The sequence below is a fragment of the Ureibacillus sp. FSL E2-3493 genome, from assembly GCF_038077515.1.
GTDB lineage: Bacteria > Bacillota > Bacilli > Bacillales_A > Planococcaceae > Ureibacillus > Ureibacillus halotolerans.
Genome location: NZ_JBBOPK010000001.1, coordinates 1,618,789 through 1,645,686, shown reverse-complemented (window position 1 = coordinate 1,645,686; position 26,898 = coordinate 1,618,789). Strand labels below are relative to the sequence as shown.

Annotated in this window: 21 protein-coding genes and 1 pseudogene; 9 read left to right on the top strand and 13 right to left on the bottom strand. The window is 33.5% G+C overall.

All coding sequences use genetic code 11. The annotated features are described in order from the left end of the window. The first annotated feature begins 115 nt into the window (after positions 1-115). Both parE and parC read left to right on the top strand, forming a co-directional pair. Positions 116-2,092, top strand: a complete 1,977-nt coding sequence (parE, locus tag MHH69_RS08360) for a DNA topoisomerase IV subunit B (RefSeq protein ID WP_122971192.1) — start codon at positions 116-118, stop codon at positions 2,090-2,092. After that, the gene (parC, locus tag MHH69_RS08355) at positions 2,089-4,530 is read left to right on the top strand and encodes a DNA topoisomerase IV subunit A (RefSeq protein ID WP_122971193.1); all 2,442 of its coding nucleotides are present in this window, start codon (positions 2,089-2,091) and stop codon (positions 4,528-4,530) included. Before parE ends, parC begins: the two co-directional genes overlap by 4 nt. Before the next feature lie 79 nt (positions 4,531-4,609). On the opposite strand, the gene MHH69_RS08350 is transcribed toward parC, so the two are convergent. The 3 genes from MHH69_RS08350 to MHH69_RS08340 form a co-directional block, all read right to left on the bottom strand. Further along, the gene (locus tag MHH69_RS08350; RefSeq protein WP_341362104.1) at positions 4,610-4,825 is read right to left on the bottom strand and encodes a hypothetical protein; all 216 of its coding nucleotides are present in this window, start codon (positions 4,823-4,825) and stop codon (positions 4,610-4,612) included. Positions 4,826-4,936: 111 nt separating this feature from the next. Next, on the bottom strand, positions 4,937-6,481 hold the full coding sequence (locus MHH69_RS08345) for a solute symporter family protein (protein ID WP_122971195.1): 1,545 nt from the start codon (positions 6,479-6,481) through the stop codon (positions 4,937-4,939). Further along, entirely contained in the window at positions 6,478-6,807 is a 330-nt protein-coding gene (locus MHH69_RS08340; RefSeq protein WP_341362103.1) for a DUF485 domain-containing protein, read from the bottom strand. The genes MHH69_RS08345 and MHH69_RS08340 overlap by 4 nt, the downstream gene beginning before the upstream one ends. A 757-nt stretch (positions 6,808-7,564) precedes the next feature. Here MHH69_RS08340 and MHH69_RS08335 point away from each other — a divergent pair. Next, positions 7,565-8,221, top strand: a complete 657-nt coding sequence (locus MHH69_RS08335; protein ID WP_341362102.1) for a potassium channel family protein — start codon at positions 7,565-7,567, stop codon at positions 8,219-8,221. A gap of 1,156 nt (positions 8,222-9,377) precedes the next feature. Here the strand turns inward: MHH69_RS08335 and MHH69_RS08330 are convergent. Further along, positions 9,378-9,704, bottom strand: a complete 327-nt coding sequence (locus tag MHH69_RS08330; protein ID WP_122971198.1) for a YnfA family protein — start codon at positions 9,702-9,704, stop codon at positions 9,378-9,380. 229 nt (positions 9,705-9,933) lie between these two features. Then, positions 9,934-10,269, bottom strand: a complete 336-nt coding sequence (locus MHH69_RS08325) for a YciI family protein (RefSeq protein ID WP_341362101.1) — start codon at positions 10,267-10,269, stop codon at positions 9,934-9,936. Between the two features lie 241 nt (positions 10,270-10,510). On the opposite strand from MHH69_RS08325, the gene MHH69_RS08320 reads away from it, so the two are divergent. Next, positions 10,511-11,002 (top strand): hypothetical protein, encoded by a 492-nt coding sequence (locus tag MHH69_RS08320; RefSeq protein ID WP_122971200.1) that lies wholly within the window; start codon positions 10,511-10,513, stop codon positions 11,000-11,002. A gap of 152 nt (positions 11,003-11,154) precedes the next feature. Here the strand turns inward: MHH69_RS08320 and MHH69_RS08315 are convergent. Next, a pseudogene (locus MHH69_RS08315) lies at positions 11,155-11,662 on the bottom strand (sulfite exporter TauE/SafE family protein); the annotation flags it as partial. A gap of 269 nt (positions 11,663-11,931) precedes the next feature. Between MHH69_RS08315 and MHH69_RS08310 the strand changes: the two are divergent. Further along, positions 11,932-12,372 carry a hypothetical protein gene (locus tag MHH69_RS08310; RefSeq protein ID WP_241559277.1) on the top strand — a complete coding sequence of 147 codons (441 nt, stop codon included), beginning with the start codon at positions 11,932-11,934 and terminating at the stop codon, positions 12,370-12,372. A gap of 179 nt (positions 12,373-12,551) precedes the next feature. Beyond that, positions 12,552-12,965 (top strand): MerR family transcriptional regulator, encoded by a 414-nt coding sequence (locus MHH69_RS08305; RefSeq protein WP_122971204.1) that lies wholly within the window; start codon positions 12,552-12,554, stop codon positions 12,963-12,965. A gap of 332 nt (positions 12,966-13,297) precedes the next feature. On the opposite strand, the gene MHH69_RS08300 is transcribed toward MHH69_RS08305, so the two are convergent. Next, positions 13,298-13,699, bottom strand: coding sequence for a hypothetical protein (locus MHH69_RS08300; protein ID WP_341362100.1), 402 nt, complete (start codon positions 13,697-13,699; stop codon positions 13,298-13,300). 492 nt (positions 13,700-14,191) lie between these two features. Between MHH69_RS08300 and MHH69_RS08295 the strand changes: the two genes are divergently transcribed. Next, on the top strand, positions 14,192-14,980 hold the full coding sequence (locus MHH69_RS08295) for a TerC family protein (protein WP_122971206.1): 789 nt from the start codon (positions 14,192-14,194) through the stop codon (positions 14,978-14,980). A gap of 206 nt (positions 14,981-15,186) precedes the next feature. On the opposite strand, the gene MHH69_RS08290 is transcribed toward MHH69_RS08295, so the two are convergent. The 3 genes from MHH69_RS08290 to MHH69_RS08280 form a co-directional block, all read right to left on the bottom strand. After that, positions 15,187-16,050, bottom strand: coding sequence for a hypothetical protein (locus MHH69_RS08290; protein WP_122971207.1), 864 nt, complete (start codon positions 16,048-16,050; stop codon positions 15,187-15,189). Beyond that, complete coding sequence (locus tag MHH69_RS08285) at positions 16,043-16,981, bottom strand: WD40/YVTN/BNR-like repeat-containing protein (RefSeq protein ID WP_341362099.1); 939 nt, start codon at positions 16,979-16,981, stop codon at positions 16,043-16,045. Before MHH69_RS08285 ends, MHH69_RS08290 begins: the two co-directional genes overlap by 8 nt. A 132-nt stretch (positions 16,982-17,113) precedes the next feature. After that, the gene (locus tag MHH69_RS08280; RefSeq protein WP_341362098.1) at positions 17,114-18,577 is read right to left on the bottom strand and encodes a UDP-N-acetylmuramoyl-L-alanyl-D-glutamate--2,6-diaminopimelate ligase; all 1,464 of its coding nucleotides are present in this window, start codon (positions 18,575-18,577) and stop codon (positions 17,114-17,116) included. Positions 18,578-18,915: 338 nt separating this feature from the next. Here MHH69_RS08280 and brnQ point away from each other — a divergent pair, with 338 nt between their 5' ends. After that, positions 18,916-20,268 (top strand): branched-chain amino acid transport system II carrier protein, encoded by a 1,353-nt coding sequence (gene brnQ / locus MHH69_RS08275; RefSeq protein WP_341362097.1) that lies wholly within the window; start codon positions 18,916-18,918, stop codon positions 20,266-20,268. Between the two features lie 376 nt (positions 20,269-20,644). Here brnQ and MHH69_RS08270 read toward each other — a convergent pair whose 3' ends face one another. The 3 genes from MHH69_RS08270 to MHH69_RS08260 all read right to left on the bottom strand — a co-directional run bounded on the left by MHH69_RS08270 (position 20,645) and on the right by MHH69_RS08260 (position 25,439). After that, positions 20,645-21,820, bottom strand: coding sequence for a NupC/NupG family nucleoside CNT transporter (locus MHH69_RS08270; RefSeq protein ID WP_122971211.1), 1,176 nt, complete (start codon positions 21,818-21,820; stop codon positions 20,645-20,647). A 674-nt stretch (positions 21,821-22,494) separates the two neighbouring features. Beyond that, positions 22,495-23,919, bottom strand: coding sequence for an aspartate ammonia-lyase (gene aspA, locus MHH69_RS08265; protein ID WP_445954567.1), 1,425 nt, complete (start codon positions 23,917-23,919; stop codon positions 22,495-22,497). A 215-nt stretch (positions 23,920-24,134) separates the two neighbouring features. Continuing rightward, a complete protein-coding gene (locus tag MHH69_RS08260; RefSeq protein ID WP_341362096.1) occupies positions 24,135-25,439 on the bottom strand; it encodes an Nramp family divalent metal transporter in 1,305 nt (434 codons plus the stop codon). 342 nt (positions 25,440-25,781) lie between these two features. Here MHH69_RS08260 and MHH69_RS08255 point away from each other — a divergent pair, with 342 nt between their 5' ends. Then, positions 25,782-26,405, top strand: coding sequence for a LysE family translocator (locus MHH69_RS08255; RefSeq protein WP_122971214.1), 624 nt, complete (start codon positions 25,782-25,784; stop codon positions 26,403-26,405). Positions 26,406-26,898: the final 493 nt, after the last annotated feature.

The following is a 26,898-nucleotide window of genomic DNA, read 5'->3' as shown; positions in this document are numbered from 1 at the left end:
ATTGATAGTAGTTTGATACAATAAATAAGCTTATGACATTTGACATAATTTGCTTTTGTCAGTACGATTGAAAAAAGATAGAGAACGGATGTTTGTATTTTGGAGGGGATTTGATTTGGCAATAAATCAGCCAGGGATCGCATATGATGACGATGCCATTCAAGTATTAGAAGGATTAGAAGCGGTTCGTAAAAGACCAGGGATGTATATTGGATCCACAGATGGTCGAGGCCTTCATCACTTAGTATATGAAATAGTCGATAACGCAGTGGATGAAGCACTCGCTGGATTTGGATCACATATCATCGTAAAAATCCATGAAGATGGATCTATAAGTGTTCGAGATTTCGGTCGAGGAATGCCTACAGGTATGCACAAGATGGGCAAACCTACGCCTGAAGTTATTTTTACGATACTACACGCTGGAGGTAAGTTTGGACAAGGTGGTTACAAAACAAGTGGTGGTTTACACGGAGTAGGTTCTTCCGTTGTAAATGCTCTATCTGCCTATTTAGAAGTAACAATCTACCGTGATGGTCAAATTTATCGTCAACGATTCGAAAATGGAGGGAAACCGGTTACAACCCTTGAAGTAATTGGGAAGACAAAAGAAACAGGAACGAATGTTCATTTCTTACCGGATAAAGAGATTTTCTCTGTTACGAAATATAATTACGATACGTTAGCAGAACGTCTACGTGAGTCAGCCTTTTTATTAAAAGGATTAAAAATTGAATTGATTGACGAACGTGGTGAAGGGAAATCGGACGTTTATTTTTACGAAAACGGGATTGAAGCCTTTGTTTCTTATTTAAATGAAGAAAAGGATGTGTTACATCCTGTTAAATACGTAGAAGGTACACAGGATGATATAGAAGTCGAATTTGCGTTTCAGTTCAATGATGGCTATACAGAAACGATTTTATCCTTTGTAAACAACGTGCGAACTCGTGATGGCGGTACCCATGAAACAGGGGCAAAATCTGCAATGACACGTGTATTTAATGAATACGCACGAAAAGTAGGATTACTAAAGGAAAAGGAAAAAAATCTTGAAGGTACGGATATCCGAGAAGGTCTTTCTGCGGTTGTTTCAGTTCGTATCCCAGAGCATCTATTACAATTTGAAGGTCAAACGAAAAGTAAACTCGGTACGATGGAAGCACGTTCCGCTGTTGAAAGTGTTGTATCTGAAAAAATGCTCTACGTGTTAGAAGAAAATGCAGAATTATCCGCTTCCCTTGTTCGTAAAGCTATCCGCGCTCAACAAGCACGTGAAGCTGCTCGTAAAGCTAGAGAAGATGCACGTACAGGTAAAAAGAAAAAGTCCAGTACAATCTTATCTGGAAAGTTAACACCTGCCCAATCACGTAATGCTAAAAGAAATGAATTATACCTTGTGGAAGGTGACTCTGCAGGAGGTTCTGCGAAACAAGGACGTGACCGCTCATTTCAAGCGATATTACCTTTACGAGGAAAAGTTATTAACACTGAAAAAGCAAAACTATCCGATATTATGAAAAACGAAGAAATTTCAACAATAATCCATACAATAGGCGCTGGTGTTGGGGCAGATTTTAATGTAGAAGATGCTGCTTACGACAAAATTATTATTATGACCGATGCCGATACGGATGGAGCACATATCCAAGTACTGCTTTTAACTTTCTTTTATAAATATATGAGACCGTTAATCGATGCTGGAAAAGTGTATATTGCTTTACCACCACTTTATAAAGTATCAAAAGGAACTGGCAAAAAAGAAGTCATTGAATATGCATGGACAGAAAAAGAGTTACAATCTGCCATTGATAAAGTAGGAAAAGGGTACATGCTACAACGATATAAAGGACTAGGGGAAATGAATGCAGACCAATTATGGGATACAACAATGAACCCTGAAACAAGAACATTAATCCGAGTAACAATTGACGATGCAGCAAGGGCTGAACGTCGTGTGACTACATTAATGGGAGATAAAGTTGAACCACGTCGTAAGTGGATTGAAACAAATGTAGATTTTGGTATGGAGGATGATTTGAATATTTTAGATAGTGAATTCATCCAACATGAGGAGGAACTAGAAGTATGACGGCAACCGAACGATTTCAAGAATTACCGCTAGAGGAAGTGATGGGCGATCGGTTCGGTCGTTATAGTAAATATATTATCCAAGACCGCGCATTACCTGATGCTCGGGACGGACTGAAACCGGTACAGCGCCGTATTTTATTTGCGATGTTTAATGAAGGAAATACGAATGATAAACCGTTTAGAAAATCAGCAAAAACGGTCGGTCATGTTATTGGTAATTTCCATCCCCACGGTGATTCTTCCGTATATGATGCCATGGTGCGTTTAAGTCAAGATTGGAAAATGCGCCATATGTTAATTGAAATGCATGGGAATAACGGTTCCGTTGATGGTGACCCACCTGCTGCCATGCGTTATACTGAAGCTCGTTTATCAGCAATAGCTGCAGAAATGCTTCGAGATATTAATAAACAAACGGTTGAATTTATTCCAAATTTTGATGATCAAGATATGGAACCGACCGTTTTACCTGCAAGATTTCCAAACCTTCTTGTAAACGGCTCAACTGGGATTTCCGCCGGTTATGCAACGGATATCCCGCCCCATAACTTAACAGAATCCTTAGATGCTGTTTTGATGCGACTTGATAAGCCTAACTGTACTGTAGATGATCTAATGACTGTTATTAAAGGTCCTGATTTCCCTACAGGAGGTATCATCCAAGGGGTTGAAGGTATTAAAAAGGCCTATGAAACAGGAAAGGGCAAAATTATTGTTCGTGCTAAAGCAACTGTTGAGCCTATTAAAGGCGGTAAAGAACAAATCGTCATTACAGAACTGCCTTATGAAGTAAATAAAGCGAATTTAGTGAAAAAAATAGATGAGCAGCGAATCGATAAACGTTTAGAAGGTATTGCAGATATTCGAGATGAGTCTGATCGTACTGGACTTCGTATTGTCATTGAACTGAAAAAGGATGTACAAGGTCAAGGTATATTAAACTATTTATATAAATCGACTGAACTGCAAATAAATTATAATTTTAATATGATTGCAATTCATAATCGTCGTCCAACGATGATGACTTTACCTTTAATGTTAGATTCTTATATCGCGCACCAAAAGGATGTAGTGATCAAGCGTTCCAAATTCGACCTTCAAAAAGCAAAAGATCGTTTACATATTGTTGAAGGTTTAATTAAAGCGATTTCTATTTTGGATGAAGTCATTGCGACAATCCGTTCTTCGAAAGATAAACGGGATGCGAAAACGAATTTAGAAAAACAATTCGGATTTACAGAAGTACAATCAGAGGCTATCGTTAGTTTGCAGCTTTATCGCTTAACAAATACTGACATTACAGACCTTCGTGCCGAACAAGAAACACTGCAAAAATCAATTACAGAATTGAATGATATTTTGAATAACGATAAACAATTAATCAAAGTCATCAAATCGGAGTTAACCGAAATTCGTAAAAAATTTAAGGAACCTCGTCGTTCTAGTATTCAAGCTGAAATCGAAGAAATTAAGCTTACATTGGATGTGTTAGTTCCAAGTGAAGAAGTAGTTGTTACGGTAACGAAAGACGGTTATGTGAAACGTACAAGTACCCGTTCCCACGCCGCTTCCAACGGTCAAGATTTTGCAATGAAAGACTCTGACTACTTATTGTTTGAACAAACTTTAAATACTCAGCATCATCTATTGTTATTCACAAACAAAGGGAATTACATTTATCAGCCTGTTCATGAATTACCAGACATTCGTTGGAAGGATCTAGGACAACATATTTCAAGTATTGTTCCTATTGATAAAGACGAAGAAATTATTGAAGCAATTGGTATTGAGAAGTTTGAACAAGAAAACGCCTTTATTCTTACTGCCACTAAAGAAGGCCAAATTAAACGCTCTGCTTTAGCTGATTATTCCGTTACACGTTATTCTAAACCGATAAAAACGATGAACATTAAAGATAACGATGAAATGATTTTTGCTAGTCTAGTGACAACTGAAACTGAGCTATTACTTACAAGTTATTTAAGTTATAGCTTACGATTTGATATTGAGGAAATCCCAGTTACCGGTGTCAAAACGGGTGGTGTAAAAGGTATTAACTTAAAAGATGAAGATATCCTTATTTCGGTAAATCCATTAGAATCAGAAGATAAACAAGACGTTATCATCGTCACACATCGCGGAGCAGTCAAACGTATGAGCGTTTCAGAAGTAGAGAAAAGTTCAAGAGCAAAACGGGGAGTTGTCGTTTTAAAAGAATTAAAAGCAAATCCTCATCGTATTTATACTGTTAAAGTCGTGAAAAACGACGATTCAATATTATTGGAAACTAACAATAATGTTCAAGAAACGATTGAAGTTAAATCATTAACAAGAGCCGATCGCTATTCAAACGGCTCCTTGAAGATCGACGTTTCAAATGATGGTGAATTAACGCTTGTAAAAGTCATTCCCCATGAAACGAAAGAAAATAATTAATCACTCAAAAGGATATGTGAAAGTTCAATGCTTTCACATATCCTTTTTATTAATAAATAGGAAAATTTCTTAGCACGATCTAAATAAAAAACATAAAAGACATTTCCATTTGCTGATCTTGCTCTTCACGGAAATGCCTTTTATGTTTTTTAAATCCTTTTTCTAACGTTTCTAGTTTTGTTTTAGTCTTTCGTTCATGGGTACTAAAGTACGATTGTCCTCTTAACATCGTCACATCTTTACCATGTTGACGCATCATTTTCAATCGTTTTTTCTTTGCCTTTGATATAGCCAATTAATTCACCTCATATTCATTTTGTTAACTATTATTTTATCTAAAAGAACAATGAAAGGAAAGGGGAGGAAAAGAAAAACCTCGAGTCTTGAAAACTCGAGGTTTAGATTATTAGTGTGATACATCATGAACGGAAATACCAGTTTGAGCTTTTACCTCTACTTCACGGTATTTCGCTTCATCTGTCTCTTTCGATAATAGAGTTCCAATCCATCCACCTAAGAAACCTAGAGGAACAGATACAATCGCTGGGTTCGTTAAGAATATTAATGGATCTCCAACGAAAATTGCTTTTCCTGCTTCAGGACTCCAAACGTTTGGAGATACCGCTACTAGAACTAAGGCTGAAATTAAACCCGTTAACATTGCCGTTACTGCACCAGTTGTATTGAAACGTTTCCAATAAATTGTATAAATAATTACTGGTAAGTTTGCAGATGCGGCAATACAGAACGCTAAAGATACTAAGAATGCTACGTTTAACGTTTGTGCTCCTAGTGCTAAAACAATAGAAACAACAGAAATAATAATAGATCCTACACGAGCAGCAATAACTTGCTCTTTTTCCGTAACTTTACCTTTTTTAATAATTTGACCGTAAATATCATGGGATAGGGCAGAGGCACCTGATAATACTAATCCCGCTACTACGGCTAAAATTGTCGCAAAGGCAACCGCACATACAAAGGAGAATAAAATATCTCCACCTAATGCTTGAGCAAGAAGTGGGGCCGCCATGTTACCAGCAGCATTTGCTTCTACAATTGTTTCTTTCCCAACGAATGCAGCAGCACCAAATCCTAAGAAAATTGTTAACACATAGAAAATACCTACAATCCAAGTAGCCCAAATAACAGATGAACGGGCAGTTTGAGCATCTTTTACAGTGAAGAAACGCATTAAAATATGCGGTAATCCAGCTGTACCTAATACTAAAGCGACTAACATGGAAATTGTATCAATCCCGTTAGTATATTTTAAACCTGGATTTAAATAAGCTTGTCCAGCATCCGTCGCCGTCGTCATTTCTGAGAACATCGTTAAGATGTTGAAATCAAATTTTGCTAATACTAAGAATGAAATAATAACTGTACCTAACATTAATAAACATGCTTTAATAATCTGTACCCAAGAAGTTGCAGTCATTCCACCAAATAGAACGTAGATTGTCATCATAAATCCTACAAGTAGTACTGCCATCCAATAATCAATACCTAATAATAATTGAATAAGTGCACCTGCACCAACAAGTTGTGCGATCATATAAAATAATACGATAACAATTGAACTTAAAGCAGCAGTTCCACGAACCTTTTTCGCATCAAAACGAGCAGAAATCATATCTGCCAAAGTAAATTTACCAAGGTTACGTAATGGTTCTGCTACGATGTATAAAACAACTAAGTAAGCTACTAAATAACCTAATGAGAAGAAGAAACCATCAAAACCTGTTAAAGCAATCGATCCAGCAATACCAAGGAAAGAGGCAGCAGATAAATAGTCTCCTGAAATAGCTAACCCGTTTTGCCATCCTTTTAGGCCCCCACCAGCAGTATAGAAATCGCTAGCAGTACTCGTTCTTCTTGAAGCCCACCAAGTAATAGCTAATGTTAACCCGACAATCGCTAAGAACATGATAACAGCAGTTGCACTCATTTATTGACACCTCTTTCGTACTCCTCGATAATTGCTTTCGCTTCTTTATCGTAAGAGTTTGCTTTCGATACATACAAGTGTGCTAGTCCCCACGTCATAACAAATAGACCAGCAGAGTAAATCCATACCCAAGTAATTTCACCAATGGCTTTTTGATGTAAAATTTCAGTGAATGATGTCAAAATTGGCAATAGCAAGTAAATAATTAGGAAAATAGCTGTAAGAGTCCATAAAAATTTATTTTTCCTCTTTGATAATTGCTTAAACGATTGCAATTCCGCAATTTTGTCATAATCAATTGGTGTCTGATTTTGATTTCCTGCCATAAACATCCTCCTTTTTGTCCTTTTTTACTACATCATGTTCGTAAAATTCTATTTTCATAGTTTTTACAAGTTTCATTGTATTTACTCGTTCACAAAATTGCAATACTTTTTGCTCAAAAAAATTTTATATTTTCAAAAAGATTTGAGAATAATAGAGAAATTATAGTGCAAAACGATAAAATTAAGCTACAAAATGCCTAACAAATAGGTTTCCATCGATATGAATAAAGTAGAATTTTTTTAAATTATTAAGTATTGACAAATGATTAAGGAGTAAAATAACGAGTCAGATATAAGAATATATATAAAATTTAATATTTTAAGATAAATATTAATGTATATATTAAACACCGAACAATAGGAGAAACGTGTCAAAAGGGTGGTAGGAAATTTCTAAATTGATAGCGACATAATTAATTAAAATATACTAATTTTATTGACTACATGAAGATAAAGAATTCCTACGAAATATACGGAAACAATCGATTAGGTTTTGGATTAAATAATACAATTCGAATAATAAATATAATACATGGAAAAACTTATTTATCTAAGAAGATGGTATAAAATTGCATTTTGCAGTACTTTGAATGACTTATTCAACTAATAGCAAAACTAATATATTAACCATACTTACGTTTCATTATTTCCAACCATTTGTTAGACCCAAAATAGGAATTACTATAAAAACAATTGAATCTTACGAACAACCAATGGGAAAAATAATTTTGGGAAATTACTATAGGAGTGAACAAATATGGCCAAAAAACAATATGCTGTAATTGGATTAGGGAGATTTGGAACGAGTATTGCTAGAAGGTTATATGAAGCTGGCCAAGAAGTTTTAGGTATTGATCTAAATGAAGAGAGAGTTGAAGATGCTGAAAAATACATTACACATGGTATCATTGCAGATTCTACTGAAGAAAAAGCCCTTAATTCCGTTGGCATATCTAATTTTGATTGTGTGATTGTCGCCATTGGTGATGATATTCAAGCTAGCATATTAACAGCTATGCTTCTTAAAAATCTTGGTGTCAAAAAGGTGATTGCTAAAGCTATAAGTAAACGACACGGTCAAGTTTTAGAGGCGATAGGCACAAACTGGATCATCTATCCTGAACGGGATATGGGTGAGCGCGTAGCAAACCAACTTCTTTCCCCAAATATGCTGAATTATATTGAATTATCAAAGGAATATAATATAGAAGAATTAATGATCCCTAATAAAATGGCTGGTAAAAGTTTGAAGGAGCTTGATTTACGTGCCAAGTTCAATATAAGTGTCATTGCAATTTTACGAAATGGAGAAATCATTATAACACCTTCACCAGAAGAATCGATTCATAGAGGAGATATCCTGGTATCGATAGGGAACCGAAATGATCTAGCAAGATTTTCTAATATCGAGTGAGTTGCACAATAATACGCTTACAATAAAAATTTTGCCCCTGTAAAAAAACATAAACGTGCAGGGGCAAAATTAAATCGTATAGAAAAGGATAAATATATTGCGATTTTGATATGAAAATACTGCAGCAGAATTTAAGTAGAGATTTTGTAAAAGAAATAGTAAAATTTTGTACATTTAAGGAATAGTAAATGTTAAAAATGAAAATAGTAATACAAAAATAAAAAGTAAAAAGTAATATTTTAATAGTAAGCTTTAAATTTAGCGATTTATAAATTCATAAAAGTGTTATAAATCGGATATAAAATCTTCTAAGTCAGTTTAAACCGAATTAAGATAAATTTTATTAAAAGCAGCTTAGATAATTTAAAAACTTGAGTTTTGAACAAAATTTTTGATTCCGTCTCACTATTATAAGTATACTTTTGAAATGATACACAACTTCATATAATTCATATTATGTAAACTAAAATTATTTAAAATAAAAAGAATCCACTTAAGGATCCTCCTCTTACTTGATTTTTTAAGTAATTCAACATACTTTGTTCAACAATATCACTAATGGTCATATTGTTCATTTTAGCCCACTGTTTTATTTGATTGATAAGATCCTCGTTAAATGTTGTTCTAAATTCAACGCGTTCCTTTTTTTGTTTTTATTATCGTATTGACTTTATTCTTCAGGATTTTAATAATTTCAGGTTCTATTAAATCATTTATAAATATTTGTTTTTCTTTAGCTAGCTTTTTAATTTACTTAATATATCCCTATTAATTCTAATTTTAATGCTACGCTTGCTTGAATTGTTAATATGTACAATTTGAGTGCCTGCAATTTCCCAAGCTTTCTTCTGTCTATTATCTTCAATAATAAACGGATTTTTAGAATGTTGTGATAAATATACTCTTTTATAAAAAAATAAAATCATCATGCTGACAAACAAAAGATGTTAATTTAATTATACGAACTTTTGTTCCTGTATTCAATTGTTAACAAAGATAGAAATGTATAAACATTAACTAATCAGCCTATCACATTAGTTTTCCTGTCATGCTGTTTGATGCCGCGCAGCTTGTCAACACCGAATAAAAATCAAATAATTTACTGGATTTTAAAGTTTGTTTGGCCCATACTTATTACCTTACCATAATCTAGGTTTTACTGGCGTGGTGCGAATAACATGACTGAAACACCAACTAAGCATATACCTGCACCAATAAAATCATATAAATCAGGTGTTTTTTTATCGATGCCCCAACCCCATAAAACAGATAATACGATAAATACTCCTCCATAAGCTGCATAAACTCGACCGAACGACGAAAAAGCTTGAAATGTAGCGATAACACCATAAATAACCAAAGCTAATCCTCCAAAGATCCCCCAATAAAATGCTCGACCTTCTCTTAACCATAGCCAGATTAAATATCCACCACCGATTTCTGCTAACCCTGCTAGTACAAACAAAACAATTGAATACATCATTATAAATTAACTCCTTAGATTCTATTAACATAATTTTAATTATCCCTATTTTACAATTTACCTATATTCGTATACTGTAAAAACTCTTTCTAAATTTTATAAAACCAATAACAAGCATCCACCGTTAGGATAATGGCAAAATAAATTAGAAAAGAAGCTTTCCTTATTGAAAAGCCTCGGATATGTGAAGGACATTAATTTTTCGATTTTACAAACGTCATAAGTTACTTCAATCATAAAGTTCCATAAAGATAGGCGCTACCTTGCAAGGCTTTATCTCTATTTTCTGCCACACATTCGCCACAACGTAAGGCTCGACCCTCAACCAATTTTCCAACTCCTCTCTTGATGGAAAATCGACTACTATCATCGATCCTCTCATTTTTCCATTATCATCAAGAATTGCGGCACCATATAAATGCTGACCTTCTTTTACTCTTTCTTCAACTGATTTTAAATGTGCTTCTCTAGCCATTAATCTTCTTTCGATTGCTTTCTCATCCGCGCCATCATAAGCTGTTATTATATACTGCATTTCTTCCCTATCTCCTTTTCTAATTTCCATTTACTACTATACTAAATGAAAACAACAAAATATTAAATCATTGGGAAAAGATCAGTTAAAGAACCCATTCATTCCTTTTGTACATATACTATCTAAGAAAATAACGATTTGGGATGTATTACATGGAAGTAACCAACTCTTAAAAGAACAAACATTCCCCCGCCTTTCATATTAAAAGCAGTAACCTATTCCATCTAGTTGGCTAAAACCAGAATTACTCCCACAATTTTGGAGGTATAAAATGACAAATTTTTATTCATTTCATGGAACGGTTACGGCCATTAGTGATTTTTTTACAGGGCAAAATGGAGAAAATGAAGGTTGTACTAAATTATTTACTGTTCAAAATGAGATGGGTGCAGTAGTAAACTTTGTTGTTACTCCCTCAACTTATTTCGTAGAGCATGAAATGATTGTTGAAGGTGACCGCGTAACAGGCTATTATGATGGAGACTTACCTACTATCCTTATTTATCCTCCCCAATATCACGCACTTGTAATGGTAAAGGATAACCCAAATCAAAATGTGAAAGTAGATTATTTTAATAACCAATTGATCAGTAGCGATGGACAATTACAATTAAATTTATCCAGCTTTACGCAAATGTTATTAACAAATGGACAATTCTTTTCGAAATATCCAGCAAACCGCGATTTAATTGTTATCTATGGACCTTCCACAAGAAGTATCCCAGCTCAAACAACACCTTATCAAATAATCATTTTATGCTAAGTGTATTCGTTTTTTATTTTTCCCAATTGAATGCATCGGAGATTCAATTAGCTTTGTAAGTTCCTATCACTAACATATAAAATCCGGGAGTTCTTGTCCTAAAACTTAGACAAAACTACCGGATAAAATTACGTCCCCAGTTTATTCATTTATTATAAAATATCCACCCATAATTTAATTGCTGTCCCTAAAACTAAAACTGCTAACATTCCTTGTAATGTCTTTGTATTCACCTTTTTGCTGATTTTCGCCCCAAGAGGAGCTGCTAAATTCCAGCGATAATCACTATAGAAGCAATTAAATATTATACTTGTCCTGTTGATATTTTTCCAATGGATCCTGCTATATAAGATATAAAGGTAATGGCTAAGCAGATGCAATTGTCATTCGTGTAGGAATTTTAAGAATTAATAACATAATCGGAACCAACAAAAATCCTCCACCCGCTCCTACTACACCAGAACCAATTCCAACAATAAATGCTAAACTAGCTGCTAACGGCTTACTAAAGCTCACTTCATCTAATGGTATATCATCAATTTGTTTTTTAGGAATAAAAAGTAATGCTAATATCCCGTAAACAATGTTTATTTGAACTTCGCTTAATTGTAATGACCCAAAACTACCAATCAATGTACCAATCGTGACTGATATAGCCATCCTTACACATTTTCTTAATCCATGCAGGAATATGCTAATGCTCATCGATTAACTAACATGAACTTCTATAATGTCAATCGAACATAAAGTATCCACTGCTTTTTTGCAAGGAAAATGGACATTGGAAAAACATAACTTTATTGATAGATTTCATTTTAAACTTTCTTTTTTAACTTCACTTTAATATTTTGTAAAGGAAATGAAAAACCCCGATTCCAATCAATAACAGTTATAATATTCCTAGTTTATTTACTAAGGAGTTTTGATTGGTGATTCATTATAGACGTTTAATTAGAATGGAAAATATAGAAATATTCAGGATTGTTAAAAACAGTGTTTCAATGGGATACCTTATCATTGAAGACTTAAGAAGAAATTTAAATGATACCGAAAAACAACTACTCCCCTTTAGAATAATGGAAGAAGAAGAACTGGCAGAGTACAAAAATCTAATTAAGATTTATATTCTTTCAGATGAGGAGTTAGCAGAGGAAGATAGAACGATATTTGAGGAATTTGCTATGGATTTAGTAGATTTAAAAGATGGCTGTTTATATATTCTTGAATCTTATGTACACGAGCAATTATTTATAGAGACTCCTCTAGATTTACGAGTTGAAGATTATCAAAAAATGTTACATTTAGTTCAGTCGAGTTATGATATATCAAAATTAGATTTGAGAAAAACAATGTATTTATCACAAGAATAACCGTGTATCTAAGTTCATGATGCAAAGTATTCCCTCTAGAATCTCTAGCCTATATTTTCCTTCAAAAATGGATATAAGACATCATAACCTGTCTTTGACATTAAGATAGTAGCCTGATACAATCTTTAAACAAGATAGAGTTAACTCGAAGTCTATCAACGTAGAAAGGGAATAGCAAAATGAATACCTATACAATAAGCGAAGTTGCAAAACAATTGAATCTTACCGTATATACATTACGTTATTACGATAAAGAGGGACTTTTGCCTTTTGTGGAACGGACATCTAGCGGCATAAGGATGTTTAAAGAATCCGATATCGAAGCTTTAAAAGTGATAGAATGTCTAAAATCAACAGGTATGCCGATTAAGGAGATTAAAAACTTCATTGATTGGTGTTCTGATGGGGATTCAACATTGCAACAAAGATATGACATGTTTATAGAAAGAAAAGCTAGTGTTGAGGCACAAATGGAAGAATTGAAAAAAACATTAGAACTCATTGACCATAAATGTAACTATTACAAAACTGCATTAGAAGCTGGCACGGAGGATGTTCATAAATCGAATAAAATAGAGATCCCCCATTCATAGACTTGTATTATGGATTTATAATCAAAAATGTCACCTTTCAATTCACTTCAGCACTCAATTTGCTGTACACCATCTACAATAACATTAAAGGTACATATTTTGTCACAGCAACAGCAACAATATTGATTTATACGAAAAAACGGATTTAATTCCATTTGACAAGTTGGAAACGTTCTTTACTGAAAATTTAAAGTAACAATTATTTAAATATATGAATTTAAAAGCTCCCGTTATTACGGGAGCTTTTAATATGTTTAGTTAACTAATTCATAAGTATAATTACTTATTTAGTCTAGAGATATAGATTAACATATCGGTATTGTTGAGAATAACTATTGTTTTACGTGTTCGCATTTCAATATTTCAATAGTAAATCCATGATTACATTTTTGCTTATTTATTTTGTCACTATCACAAGATGGGGAAATTTTAACCTGAACAATATCTTCTTTAAAATCTTCAATTTTATTCGAAGGAATTTCTATTTTTATAGTAACATCATACGAATGATCTTCTTCATAAGAGATATCAACAATTCCCTTCCACTGCCAATCAAAAAGAGAATTCTTACCATATTCCCTTAATACTCTTTTATCAACAGTTGGAAATATTATATCTAAGATAATATCCTCTGTAGTAACATATAGTTTTTCTACTTCATTTGACTTAACAATTTGCGTAGGTGTAAAAACGCTAAAAAGTATACCGAATAAGAATAATAGTGGCTTAATCATTTACATACACACCTTTAAATTATATTTATTCTTATTCTTTACATATTGTATCTATTTATTTCTAAACTGCTCTAAATGAATAATGTGGATGTAGTATTAACTATTTTACTTTTTTGTAAAATCTAGCTATTCCTTGATTTTCGTTACTTATATTACATTGACAAGAGTAGCAAAATTTTGTATATTAAATTTAATCAATATGAATAGTTCTCCTAAAGGGGAGTAGCTTTAACAGCGAAGTCGTCATTACGGAAGATTTAGTTCTTCTCGGCTTTGTTGGCAACGAACTTGTTGTTAGCAAGACCTTTACCTCTGTAACGGTAAAGGTCTTTTATTTTTTTAAAACCTTTATCTAACGAGATAAAGGTTTTTTGTTTTTTAAAGTAAACATTCTCAAATGAACGGAGTTGGAATGGATGAAGCTTAATGTTAATTGGTAATCACTTATGTTTTTTATAAATAGTTGGATTATAAATTAAGGGGGAATTAAAATTGGATATATCTTTATTATTGGAATACGGTTGGGTATTACTACTTTTAGTTGGACTTGAAGGGTTACTAGCAGCGGATAATGCACTCGTTTTAGCCATTATGGTGAAACATCTTCCAGAAAAGGAAAGGAAAAAGGCCCTATTTTATGGGTTAGCCGGTGCTTTTATTTTCCGCTTTGCTTCATTATTTATCATTTCTTTTCTTGTCGATGTATGGCAAATTCAAGCACTCGGAGCATTATATCTTTTATTCATCGCCATTAACCACATTGTAAGGAAAATTTTCTTTAAAAAGAAAGAAGAAGAAACTGAAGAAAAAGAAAAGAAAAAATCTGGTTTTTGGGGAACAGTTATAAAAGTCGAGTTAGCTGATATCGCTTTTGCGATCGACTCCATTTTAGCAGCAGTTGCTCTAGCGATGACGCTTCCAAATACAACTCTACCTCAAATTGGTGGAATGGACGGAGGAAAATTCCTCGTTATCTTTATAGGTGGTTTTATAGGGTTAATCATAATGCGATTCGCTGCAAACCTTTTTGTAAAACTACTCCATTCAAGACCTGGACTTGAAATAGCTGCCTTTGCCATCGTTGGTTGGGTTGGTGTCAAACTTGCAGTATTAACATTAGGCCATCCAGAAATCGGAGTTATATCTCATGATTTTGCCCATTCAACGGAATGGAAACTAATCTTCTACGCTGTATTAATCTCCATTGCAGTAGCCGGTTGGTTTTTATCAAAGGATAAAAAAGAAGAAGTCGCTACAGAAGAAGAACCTACAGCCGAATAATGTCCTTTTACCGAGGCTGGGACATAACTCGAATTTTTGAGGAAATCTAAAAGTCGGGCATTAACTTTCTGATTTAAAACTTCGATTATGCCTTTATACCGCAAAAAAATGTTAGACCATTTACAATTTTGGTCTAACATTTTTCTTTTGTCCCAGCCTCTTTTACTTTTCATTTATTTCTTTTACTTAAATTGATGTTCTTAATATTAATTTAGACCTTTAAATTGCATTTGAATCGGTTGATTTTCTTCCATAGTTGCTCGATATAAAATAATTTCATTTGTTGGAAATTTTGAAGAATCGGATTCCACTTTAAAATTTGTATCCAAAGCAATTGTCCAAACAGGTTCATTATTTTTCATTAACACAATAGCCAAAGTGCCAAACTGTACAATATGATCCCAATCATACCGCTCTGTAATACCCTTTTTTTCTATAACCGTTATACCATCCGTATCACTTATCATTTCTAAGTCTCCACCTTGCCATTTCCCTTGAATTTCCGGACCTACATTATAATAAGATAAACCGCTATTTCGATCACCATAAGTAGCAATAAATTGATGAACGGTTTGGTTCTTTGCTTTGTATGTAAAAGCCGCAATATCATTAGCCAACCATTCCACTTTAAATTCTCCATTCATTTCATACGGTAACTTTTCCGTTGGCCGCGCAAAAATAAGAAAAGATGACCGATAATAAATCGACTCCCCTTCTTTTCGATCTTCTTTAATGGATAGTACATGTTTAAAATCCGGTGATATACTGACTATATTTCGAACTTGTTGGTTATTCGAAATACATAATCCGATATTCACAGCAATCAACACAATCCCGATAATGAAAGTAAACCAAAGTGATATTTTATTAAGTCGAAGAAGCAATACAACAGCAAAAAATAAGCATATAACAAAACAAATGTTGATTATGTAAAATAAACGATTATCAATATATTCAATTTGATATTTTTCATGGCCTAAAAAGTAACCTACTTGCAAGCAAAAGAAACCTATTGCCAAAAAGAATAGTACCCATGCTATAACGTCAATGCTTTTCCCTTTGTTATTCACAAGGTACTACCTCCTTTTGAAATGTCCAATTTAGACCATTATCTGTTGAGATAAATTTTCCTTTTACTTTCCCACCTTGAAAATCACCATTCGGTCCTTGATTGATAAGTACAGCTAAATGGTCATCTTCTTTAAAAGGAATTTCCGCGGTAACGAAAATTTGTTTGAATTCTGTTGGAATTTGAATGTTCGATTTCGTCCATGACTCGCCACTATTTTGTGTAACATAAAAGTCTGGTTCTTCAGGATTAATCGTTCCAAAGGATAAAAAACCAGTTGTTTCATCGATAAATCCACCATCTGAAATTAAGCGCGTTACACCAGAGTCATTCGTTTCTTTCCACGTTACTCCTCCATCATTCGTTATAAAAACGACGGAATATTCTTGTGACATAGTCCGGTCTCCTGATAAAATGACATAGCCAAATTGATCATTCAAAAAAGCTACTTTCCGAAAACGTAACACTGGAAACTGTTCCGAAACGACTCCATCTTGCCATGTATTTCCCTGATTCATGGAATATTTTAATACAACCCGTTGACTCGCCAAATTTTGTCCATCGGTATATAAAAAAGCAGCCCTTTCTTTGTTAAGAACAAAACTATTTTCGATCAGTTCTTGCTGATTCCCATTATATTCTCCTGAAAATAAATCGCTTATTGCAACAGGAACGGTAGTCCAACTCTTCCCATTATTATAAGTTATGTTTAGTTCGTCACTTTGTAATGAATAACCAATTGAATCCTCAGTCAAAATGGGGTGTAATGGGTTCAACTCCAACTCGGCTGATGGATTTTCTGTTTCCTTTTGTTCTTCAAAAATTTGTTCTGGTGTCGATAAAGTAGTTTGACCGTCTTCTTGAAAAGCAACTATGGCGATACAAATGACCAAAACCATTAATATAGCGACCGTAATGATTAATTTTTTCAAACTCAACAATCCCTCCTCTTTGTTTTCAAATTATGGAAATATCAAATTTTGTACTATGACGTTCAAAAATATAAAAAAGTTCTAGAATAGCGTGTTCATGATAAAAAAGAGGCAAGCTCAATTGCTTCCCTCTTACATACTACTCCTTTTTTCTCTATTTTCGATATATAAAACCGTTTCTTTATCTGAATGAGTAGGTATACGAAATGATTGTTTGTACTGTTCATGTCCTTTTCCAGTAATGATAATCCAATCACCTTGTTCACTATTTTCAATAGCCCACTTGATTGCTTCCGTTCGATCGGGTAATACAATCCCTTTATTGTTCCCATAATCGTTATTTAGTTGATTTAAGATGTCCATCATTTCATTTAAAGGAACTGTATTCAAATCATCTACAGTTAAAATAAATTGGTCACTTAGTTCAGTGGAAACTTTTATAATCCCTTCTCTCTTACTTTCATCCCGATCTCCACGAAAGCCAAAAATATGGATAATCCGTTTTGCACCATATTTTTTGGCAGTCGTTAAACAATGATAGATTGCATCCGCTGTATGAGCATAATCCACTATCACAGTAGCTCGATTATGTAAGGATATAATTTCAAATCTCCCTTTGACTCCTTTAAATTGTTGAATGGCTTGAATAATGAACTCCTTTTTAATTCCTAACAATTTAGCTGTGATATACGCCATTATCGTATTATACATATTGTGGACACCTATCATAGGAGATGAAATTTCAATTATTTCCTTTTCTTCTGCTACATGGACAAGGGTGGCACTTTTAATATTTAAATCGAGTATTTGAAATTGATTGCTTTCAGATTGTCCCAACGTATGCACAAGGATTTTTTTTTCCTTTAATTTGCCAACTAACTTTTTACCCCAATCATTATCAGTATTCACAATGGCATGTCCATTTTCTCTTAAATAGTCGAATAACATTAACTTTGTTTGAAAGTAATCTTCCATCGATTCATGATAATCCAAATGTTCATGGTCAAGATTTGTAAAAAGACAAATATCAAAGGTAATCCCTTCAGTTCGAAATTGGGATAAGCCATGGGATGAAACTTCCATTATGACGATTTCATCATTACTTTCTGATAAAAGCCTTTGCAACACTAAAGAACCAGGAGTGGTATTTCTACTGTCCAACACTTCACCGTTTATCATATTTTGAATCGTACCGAATAAAGAACATGTGTAACCGTTACTTTCTAAAATATGTTTGATCATAAAACTAGTGGTCGTTTTTCCATTTGTGCCTGTTATTCCAATCATTATTTTATTTTTTGATGGGTCTTGATAAAATTGACTTGCAATAATTCCTAACGCCTTCCGACTATTGGCGACTTTTATATAAGGTACCGGTAAAGAATGAAAATCCTTTTCACCTACAATGACAGAAGCCCCCCGCTTAACGGCATCATCAATATAATCATGGCCATTCGATATAAAACCACTAATAGCGACAAATAGGTAATCCTTTGACACGTCTCCAGAATTATCTGCCACTCCTTTAATTGGGAAATCTGCTATATCAGGTTTTATATCAACTTCAAGAGCATTAATTAAATGTTTTAATTTCATTCATGTTTACTCCTATCAATTGGGTTTGACCATAGGGTGAATTATTGGAGGATAGCAATGATGGTTTAAAATGGTGAATGTCCGAGCTTCGTTTACTTTTTATTAATTTGCTCATTCAGTAAAGAAATATAATAAAAAATAGTACAAACCAATAATTGGACTTGTACTATTTTTACATATTCAATTTGCGAGTTCTAACAGCTCCAATATTAGGATAATCATTAAGAAGCTAAATTCTTCAATAATCAAAGTTCTCTTAAGTTTATTTTATTGCTATAGCTAATCCGTAAAAAAGGTGTTAGAATAAAAAATCAAATTCATCTAGAAGGAGCACAAGTATGCAACAAAAATTATCATTTTCTACATACGCTATTATCGGCACGATGTTGTTCGGTATGTTCTTTGGTGCGGGAAATTTAATTTTTCCGATCCAAATGGGCCAACTAGCTGGCACGAATTTTTGGCCGGCATTAATTGGGTTTCTTATAACCGCAATCGGATTACCTTTTATGGGGATATTAGCAATAGGTTTATCCGGGAGTAACGGGCTACGAGATATAGCTAGTCGGGTACATCCGTTATTTGGAGTCGTATTCGCTGTGGCACTTTACTTAACCATTGGGCCGTTTTTTGCAATCCCACGAACAGCAACAGTCCCATTTGTGGTTGGTTTTGAACCATATATTAATCCAGTACATAGTAGTTTATATCTTGGGTTATTTAGCTTTGTATTTTTTGCAATTGTCTATTACTTTTCGTTAAATCCAGCAAAAATTCTCGATTATATCGGCAAATATTTAACCCCTGCCTTTTTACTATTTTTATTCATGTTAATTGTCATAGCCATTGTCAAACCAATGGGTCACTTCAATAATCCAACTGGTGATTATAGTGACTTGGCATTTATAACAGGCTTTAAGGAAGGGTATAACACGATGGATGCTCTTGCATCACTCGCATTCGGTATTGTTGTTATAAATGCAATAAAGGGACAAGGCATCACCGATTCAAAGGAGATTGCGAAAGCAACTTGGAAATCAGGGATATTCGCCATGTTGCTAATGGTGCTTATTTACGGACTCATTACCTATATGGGGGCATCAAGCGTGTCTGCTATCGGAACATATGATAATGGAGGCTTGATTTTTTCTGCCGTGGCTCAACATTATTTCGGATCACTTGGCTCTATTTTATTAGCTGTCATTATTGTACTCGCTTGTTTGAAAACGAGTATCGGATTAATCACATCTTGCAGCGAGTTTTTTAATCAGATTTGTCCTAAAGTAAGTTATAAACTATTTGTTCTAATCTTATGTCTCATGTCATTTCTAATTGCTAACTTCGGTCTAAACAATATTATTCAATATGCGGTTCCCGTATTAATGTTATTGTATCCTTTAGCGATTGTTCTAATCTTATTAACCCTTTGTTCTTCTTTATTCGGCAATAAGCAAAGTGTTTACGCAACCGCCATGTTCTTTACTTTTTGTGTAAGCTTTTTCGATGGTTACACGACGTTAATCGACAGTTTACCAAGTGCATCAATCCCTTTATTTGATTCGATTAAATCATTCTACATGGATAACTTACCATTTTACGATATTGGGCTTGGATGGATATTACCAGCCCTAGTCGGTATCTTTATTGGTTTTTTGTGGCCAAAAAGCGCTAAAAAAGCATCCATTCTATAACGCTAATGGAAGAACCGCTTAGGAGAAATCCTAACTCAGTTCTTTTATCCTTCTTTAAATTTCAAAATAGTTGTATACACATGCAAAAGGAACAGACAATACTTGTCTGTTCCTTTCAATTTTCCTTCTTCGCTTGTTTAGAAAAGATTTTAATTAATCTATAGTAGTGGTAAATAGCATAAATGATGTACTAGATATTCTAATTCGTACTGGCCCATCTAGGTTTCATATACATAGCATCCTCACTTTTATAATTCCTCTATTCCCTTCTGCTTCCCTTTACCGATTAATTTCTACTCATTACAAATGCTAAGCCGGATATTTTATATCTTTTAACAAAAACATTTTCAAATCAACGTGCGTGTGAAATTAATCTTTAAAGAAATAGTCCAACAATTGTTCCAGTTAATATAGATCCCATTGTTGCTACTAACAATACTTTTAGTCCAACTTTGGAAAGCTGGCTAGCTTGGTCATGATTTATTGCTTGAACAGTTCCTAAAATAATTCCAATAGAAGAAAAGTTAGCAAATGAAATTAAGTATGCAGAAACAATTCCTACTGCTTTTGTAGACATATCAGGGAAAATTTTCACAAAGTCAAGCATTGCTACAAATTCATTAGCAGCTACTTTAGTACCCATAATTGAACCAGCTTCAACAATTTCAGACGTTGGTATACCCATAATAAAGGCAATCGGTGCGAAAATATAACCTACAATTTCTTGGAAAGTCATACCTACTATTCCATCTAAAACAAAGTTGATCAATGCCAATAATGCCATATACGTAATTAACATTGCACCTACAATAAGAGCTGTTCTACCACCAATAATCGTACCATTACCAATCGCTTCAAATAATGACTTTTCAGGAATCATTTCTTTTACATCAATATCGTAATCTTCTTCTTTTGTAACTGGACATACGATGGAAGATAAAATTAAACCTGAAAAAACATTGATCGGTAGAGCGACCAATACATACTCAGCAGGTATCATTTGCAAGTAAGCTCCAAGTGTCGAACATGATACCGCTACAAGTGACGAGGTTGCAACGATAAACAAACGATTTGGACTAAGTTTGTGTATTTGTGACTGTACAGAAAGAATGGCTGTTGTATCTCCGAATACCATCGAATTAACCGCTACGAATGATTCAACCTTTGGTAGTCCAGTAATCTTTGCCACAAAACCACCAATATATTTAATAGCTAACGGTAAAATTCTTGTATAAGTTAAAATTGAAAGTAACGCAGAGATAAAAATAATCATCATGAGAACATCAAGGAAAAAATAACCTTTTTGTGACAAGTCACCAAATACAAATGAAATGCCCTCATGTCCAAATGATAGGATTTTGTTAAATACATCTACAATTTTTTGTATAATCGTTTTTCCAATTGTAGTATTCAGCATAAACCAAGCTAAAAAAAGTTGTACAGCTAACATGATGCCAACTGCGCGATAATTGATATTCTTTTTATCATTAGACATCACCCACGAAATACCGATTAAAACAAGGATGCCTAAAATTCCTATAATAATTGTCAAGTTTTTTCCTCCAAATCAAAATAGTGGTCTTATATTGTTCATCAAAATAATTCTTTATTATAAAAAGAATTATGAAACCGCTACCACTTTTGCGAAAATTAATGCTAGAAATCATAATTTCAGCTATTTCCGCAAGTTAATGGTGTTAAACGCTGATTGATAACCAACATAATTTAACTAAACGATCGTTTTAAACTAAACTTCCTTAAAAACTAAATCCGCATGATGATTTAAAAGCATAGAAAACATTCTCTATATTATTATAATTTTATGGACGATGCAACTATTATTTAATTACTTAATATGTTTAACTAATATTCAGATAAGTGAACATTCTAATTACTATTACATCGATTTATTTCCAAAACACCCTATACTTTACAACTAGTAATGATGTTTAAAAATTCAAATTTCAATGACTTTAAAAAGTATTTTGAAATAATAATACCTCTTCCATTCTATGTAATTATTAAGCCATATAAAAACTGTACCTCCAACTGTCTAACAATTGGGATTCAGTTCACAATATACAGGATTTTTAATATTTCATAAACTAGTGACGTATTTATACTAACTAGATTTCCGATTCGTGCAATTTAAAAAAAACCTTTATATTGAATATTTGGTATACTTTCTCCAAATCCAATATAAAGGCATTATTTCCTTTTAGAAATTTAATTATTTACTAAAGTTTTGCCACCTGCAATACCAGGATGGGTCATTTCATAAGGATCTAATATCATATCAAGTTGTTCAGCTGTTAATGCACCAGATTTTAAGCAAAGTTCACGTACAGAAGCACCTGTTGCAATCGCTTCTTTTGCAATTTGAGCAGCAAGTTCATATCCAATATGAGGATTTACTGCCGTAATAATGCCGACACTTTTTTCAACATATTCTTTTAAATGTTCTTCGTTCGCTTTAATACCATCTAAACATTTTTCAGTAAAGACAGTAAAGACGTTACTCATAATTGAAATCGATTGAATTAAATTGAAGAATAGCACTGGTTCCATTACATTTAATTCAAATTGGCCTGCTTCAGATGCCGCTGAGATTGTTAAATCGTTCCCCATAACTTGGAATGCCACTTGGTTAACTACTTCCGCCATTACAGGATTTACTTTACCTGGCATAATCGATGAACCTGGTTGACGAGCTGGTAATTCGATTTCAAATAAACCATCTCTTGGACCAGAAGCCATTAAACGTAAGTCATTTGCAATTTTAGACATATTAATCATGCACACTTTTAATGTAGCGGATACTTCTGTGTAACAATCCGTATTTTGTGTCGCATCGACTAAATGTTCAGCACCTTTTAATGGGAATCCACTTAGTTCACTAAGATTTCGAACGACTGCTTCAATATAAGTTGGATCCGCATTTAACCCTGTTCCAACGGCTGTTGCTCCCATATTCACTTCATATAAATGATGTCTTGAAAGAGACATTCGTTCAATGTCACGGGCAATAACACGACTATATGCTTCAAATTCTTGTCCTAATAGAATTGGCACTGCATCTTGTAAATGAGTTCGTCCCATTTTAATGACACCTGCAAATTCCTTCGATTTAGCAACGAATGATTTTTGCATTTTTTTAGTAGCTTCTAATAATTGGTCCATTAAGCTTAATATGGCGATATGTGTTGCAGTTGGGAAAGCATCATTTGTCGATTGAGACATATTAATATGACTATTTGGACTGATTAATTTATAGTTTCCTTTTTCTTCTCCCATTAATTCTAACGCGCGGTTTGCAATTACTTCGTTTGCATTCATATTGATGGACGTACCTGCTCCACCTTGAATTGGATCTACAATAAATTGGCCATTCCATTTCCCTTCAATCACTTCATCACAAGCTTGAATAATGTATTGCCCAATTTCTTTACTTAACATACCCACTTCAATATTAGCTAGTGCAGCAGCTTTTTTTACGATACCTAAAGATTTAATAAGTTCCGGATGAATTCGATAACCCGTAATTGGAAAGTTTTCGACTGCTCTCATCGTTTGAACACCATAATAAGCATCCTTCGGTATTTCCTTTTCACCTAGAAAATCTTTTTCAATACGAAATTCTGTCGTCATCATAATATGATACTCCTTTTAAGACCTCATTAATTAATCTATTTTTTCGATAAAACCTATCTATATATTAGATAATATAATAGTTTTCAAAAGAAAGAAACATATTATTTACCATTAGCAAAATTTTTATTATAAAAAGTGCTAATGAATTGAAACTATTATTCTAAATTTTGTCCATTAAAAAATCAGCAACTGTATTGAACAGTTACTGATTCCTTTTAACCGAATAGGATGTTAATTAATTCATTCGCACCCAAATAGACAAACATTGCAACGCAGGCAACTAAAATGATATTTGGTAATGCTTTATTACGTAATGGTTCATCGATTTTTTTAGAATTTAATAAGATTAATAGAGAAATAGCTAAAAACGGCATAAATAACGAGCCTAGCGCACCGTATATAATAACAAGTTCTACTGGTTTACCAAAGAAGTAAAGAATCATTGGTGGGAATGTTAACCAGAATAAGAAGAAACGATAAGCTTTATCCGTCTCATGTACTTGCTTACGTGGTGCATCTTTCTTTTGACGAATTGTTTGAACAAAATCAGCAAATAAATATGGAACACCATGCCAAACTCCTAATAAGGAAGAAAAGGCTGCAGACCAAAAGGCACCTAGGAATACCCACTTCATCGGTTCTCCAAACTCTTGACCTAACAATCCTGCTAAATCAATAAGCCCTTGATCTCCCCGTAAATTAACATCTGTCCCAAATAAAAATTCAGCACCAATGATTAAGCCAGCAATTGTAAAGATCCCAGTTAAAGTATAAGCAACTTTCGAATCAAGGCGCATTGTTGAAACCCATTTTGGCCCTGTCCATTTCTTTTCAGCTAACCAATAACCATAGGAAGCCATTGTAATTGTACCACCTACACCACCTATTAAGCCCATCATTAACATAAATGATCCATCCGGAACGCGCGGAACGAAACCGCTTATAAAATCTCCGAAACTTGGTAGGAACAACAAAGCAGTACCGATAATTGTAAGGAACATGATACCGATTAATACCGTCATCACTTTTTCGACTACTTGGTACTTACCAAACCAAACGAGTAAAAATCCAGCAACAGCATGAAGTGCTGCCCAAGCCCATAATGGTATGCTTGGGAAAATGGCGTGCATGGCCATTCCAGAAGTCGAGGCAGCAGTTGCTCCGTAAACAAATCCCCAAAAGATAGAATAAATTCCAAAATAACCAGTAGCCCATTTACCAAGTTGATGCCATCCTTGTACCATCGTGCGTTCGGATGCTAGATGCCACCTTCCTACTCCTTCATTTAAGAAGTATTTTAAAATGGAGCCAACTAATATTGCCCATATAAAAGTTGTACCAAATTGAGTGCCGATAACAATTGAAGTAACTAAATCAGCAGTACCCACCCCGGTTGCTGCTACAACAATTCCCGGTCCAACTTGTTTCATTTTTTGTCCTAAAGTTTCTGGGGGCGTTAATAAATTTGGTACTGCTTCTACTGTAGTCGCCGCCACCTTATCCTTTGTATGCGCTTCCATATAAACCCTCCCTTATGTACGTATTGCGTACATAAGTACGAAATACGATTAAAGTAATTTAAAGATAACAAGTATAAGCTTAGAAAACAATATTTTTCTGAAAATTTTTTCATTACTTTTTATTAAAAATTTAAAAATAATTCTAACGTTCTATCTGAAATTGATATTAAGTTATTTATACTTATTGATTATGATATGAATTCATACTGCTGTAGTATTCTTTTTATCGATGTTTTTCCTTTGTAGCTTCCCAACATTTCCTGATACCCAATAACTAAAAAATGGGGTATATTATTTCACACGACTATAATATAATTAACTTTAAAAAACGGAGGGATAAATATGGACATTGTAACAGTATTATCCTTTTTAGGTGCTGCAATTGTTCTTACATTAATGCCTGGCCCAGATAACCTGTTTACTTTGGCACAGAGTATTGCAAAAGGCAAAAATGCAGGAATTTTTACTACACTAGGACTTTGCACAGGATTGTTGGTCCATATTACAGCTGCAACCATTGGAATATCGGCTGTCATTTATCAATCTGCATTTGCTTTTACGGTAGTGAAATATGCAGGCGCAGCATATTTATTATATTTAGCATTTAAGTCATTTCGAGAAAAAAGTTCGAATTTTAATCTTCATAACGAAGATAATTTAAACTACAAATCCTTATATAAAAAAGGAATTATAATGAACGTATTAAACCCAAAAGTTTCATTGTTTTTCCTAGCCTTTTTCCCACAATTTATTCACTATGAAAATGGTAATGTTCCGATTCAAATGCTTATCTTAGGAATCATTTTTTTAATCCAATCTTTAGTAATCTTCTCTTTAATAAGCATCTTTGCAGGTAAAGTCGGAAATTTCCTTCGTAAAAACAATTCTATAGCTAAAAAAATTAACATTATTCAAGGATCTTTATTTACACTAATCGGTTTAAAAATTGCTTTTAGTCAAAAATAATAGTAATTAAGTAAAACATGAATATTTTCGGTTCTTTACATAAAAAAGAGGCTGGGACAAACCCCTCCTCTAAATAAAAAGCCGGTGAAATTTTACGAGGAGTAAAATTTCACCGGCTTTGAATTTTTTACAATAAAATAAGGATCCTCTTCTGATAAAATTAAGTTACCACACAAAACCATATCGAAAAGAAGAATCCTTATGCTTATAGATTATAACATGAATCAACTCATTTTGCCTTTAGATTTTAGAAGTAAAATTACAAAATAATGATATTGCTTTCCATATCCATCCTCTAGTTGAAAGTATATATATTGTTGATCTAATTTTAACCCAGATTTTTATTATTCTCTTCGTTCAGATTGAAATGAATTTACAGTTAAACTTCCTCATAAACCTAATCATCCTCCGTAAAAGTTTTTACAAAGACAATAGTATCCGATATCAGATGATGGAAATAAAGAAAACCTTCAAATCTAAAAAAATCAAAACA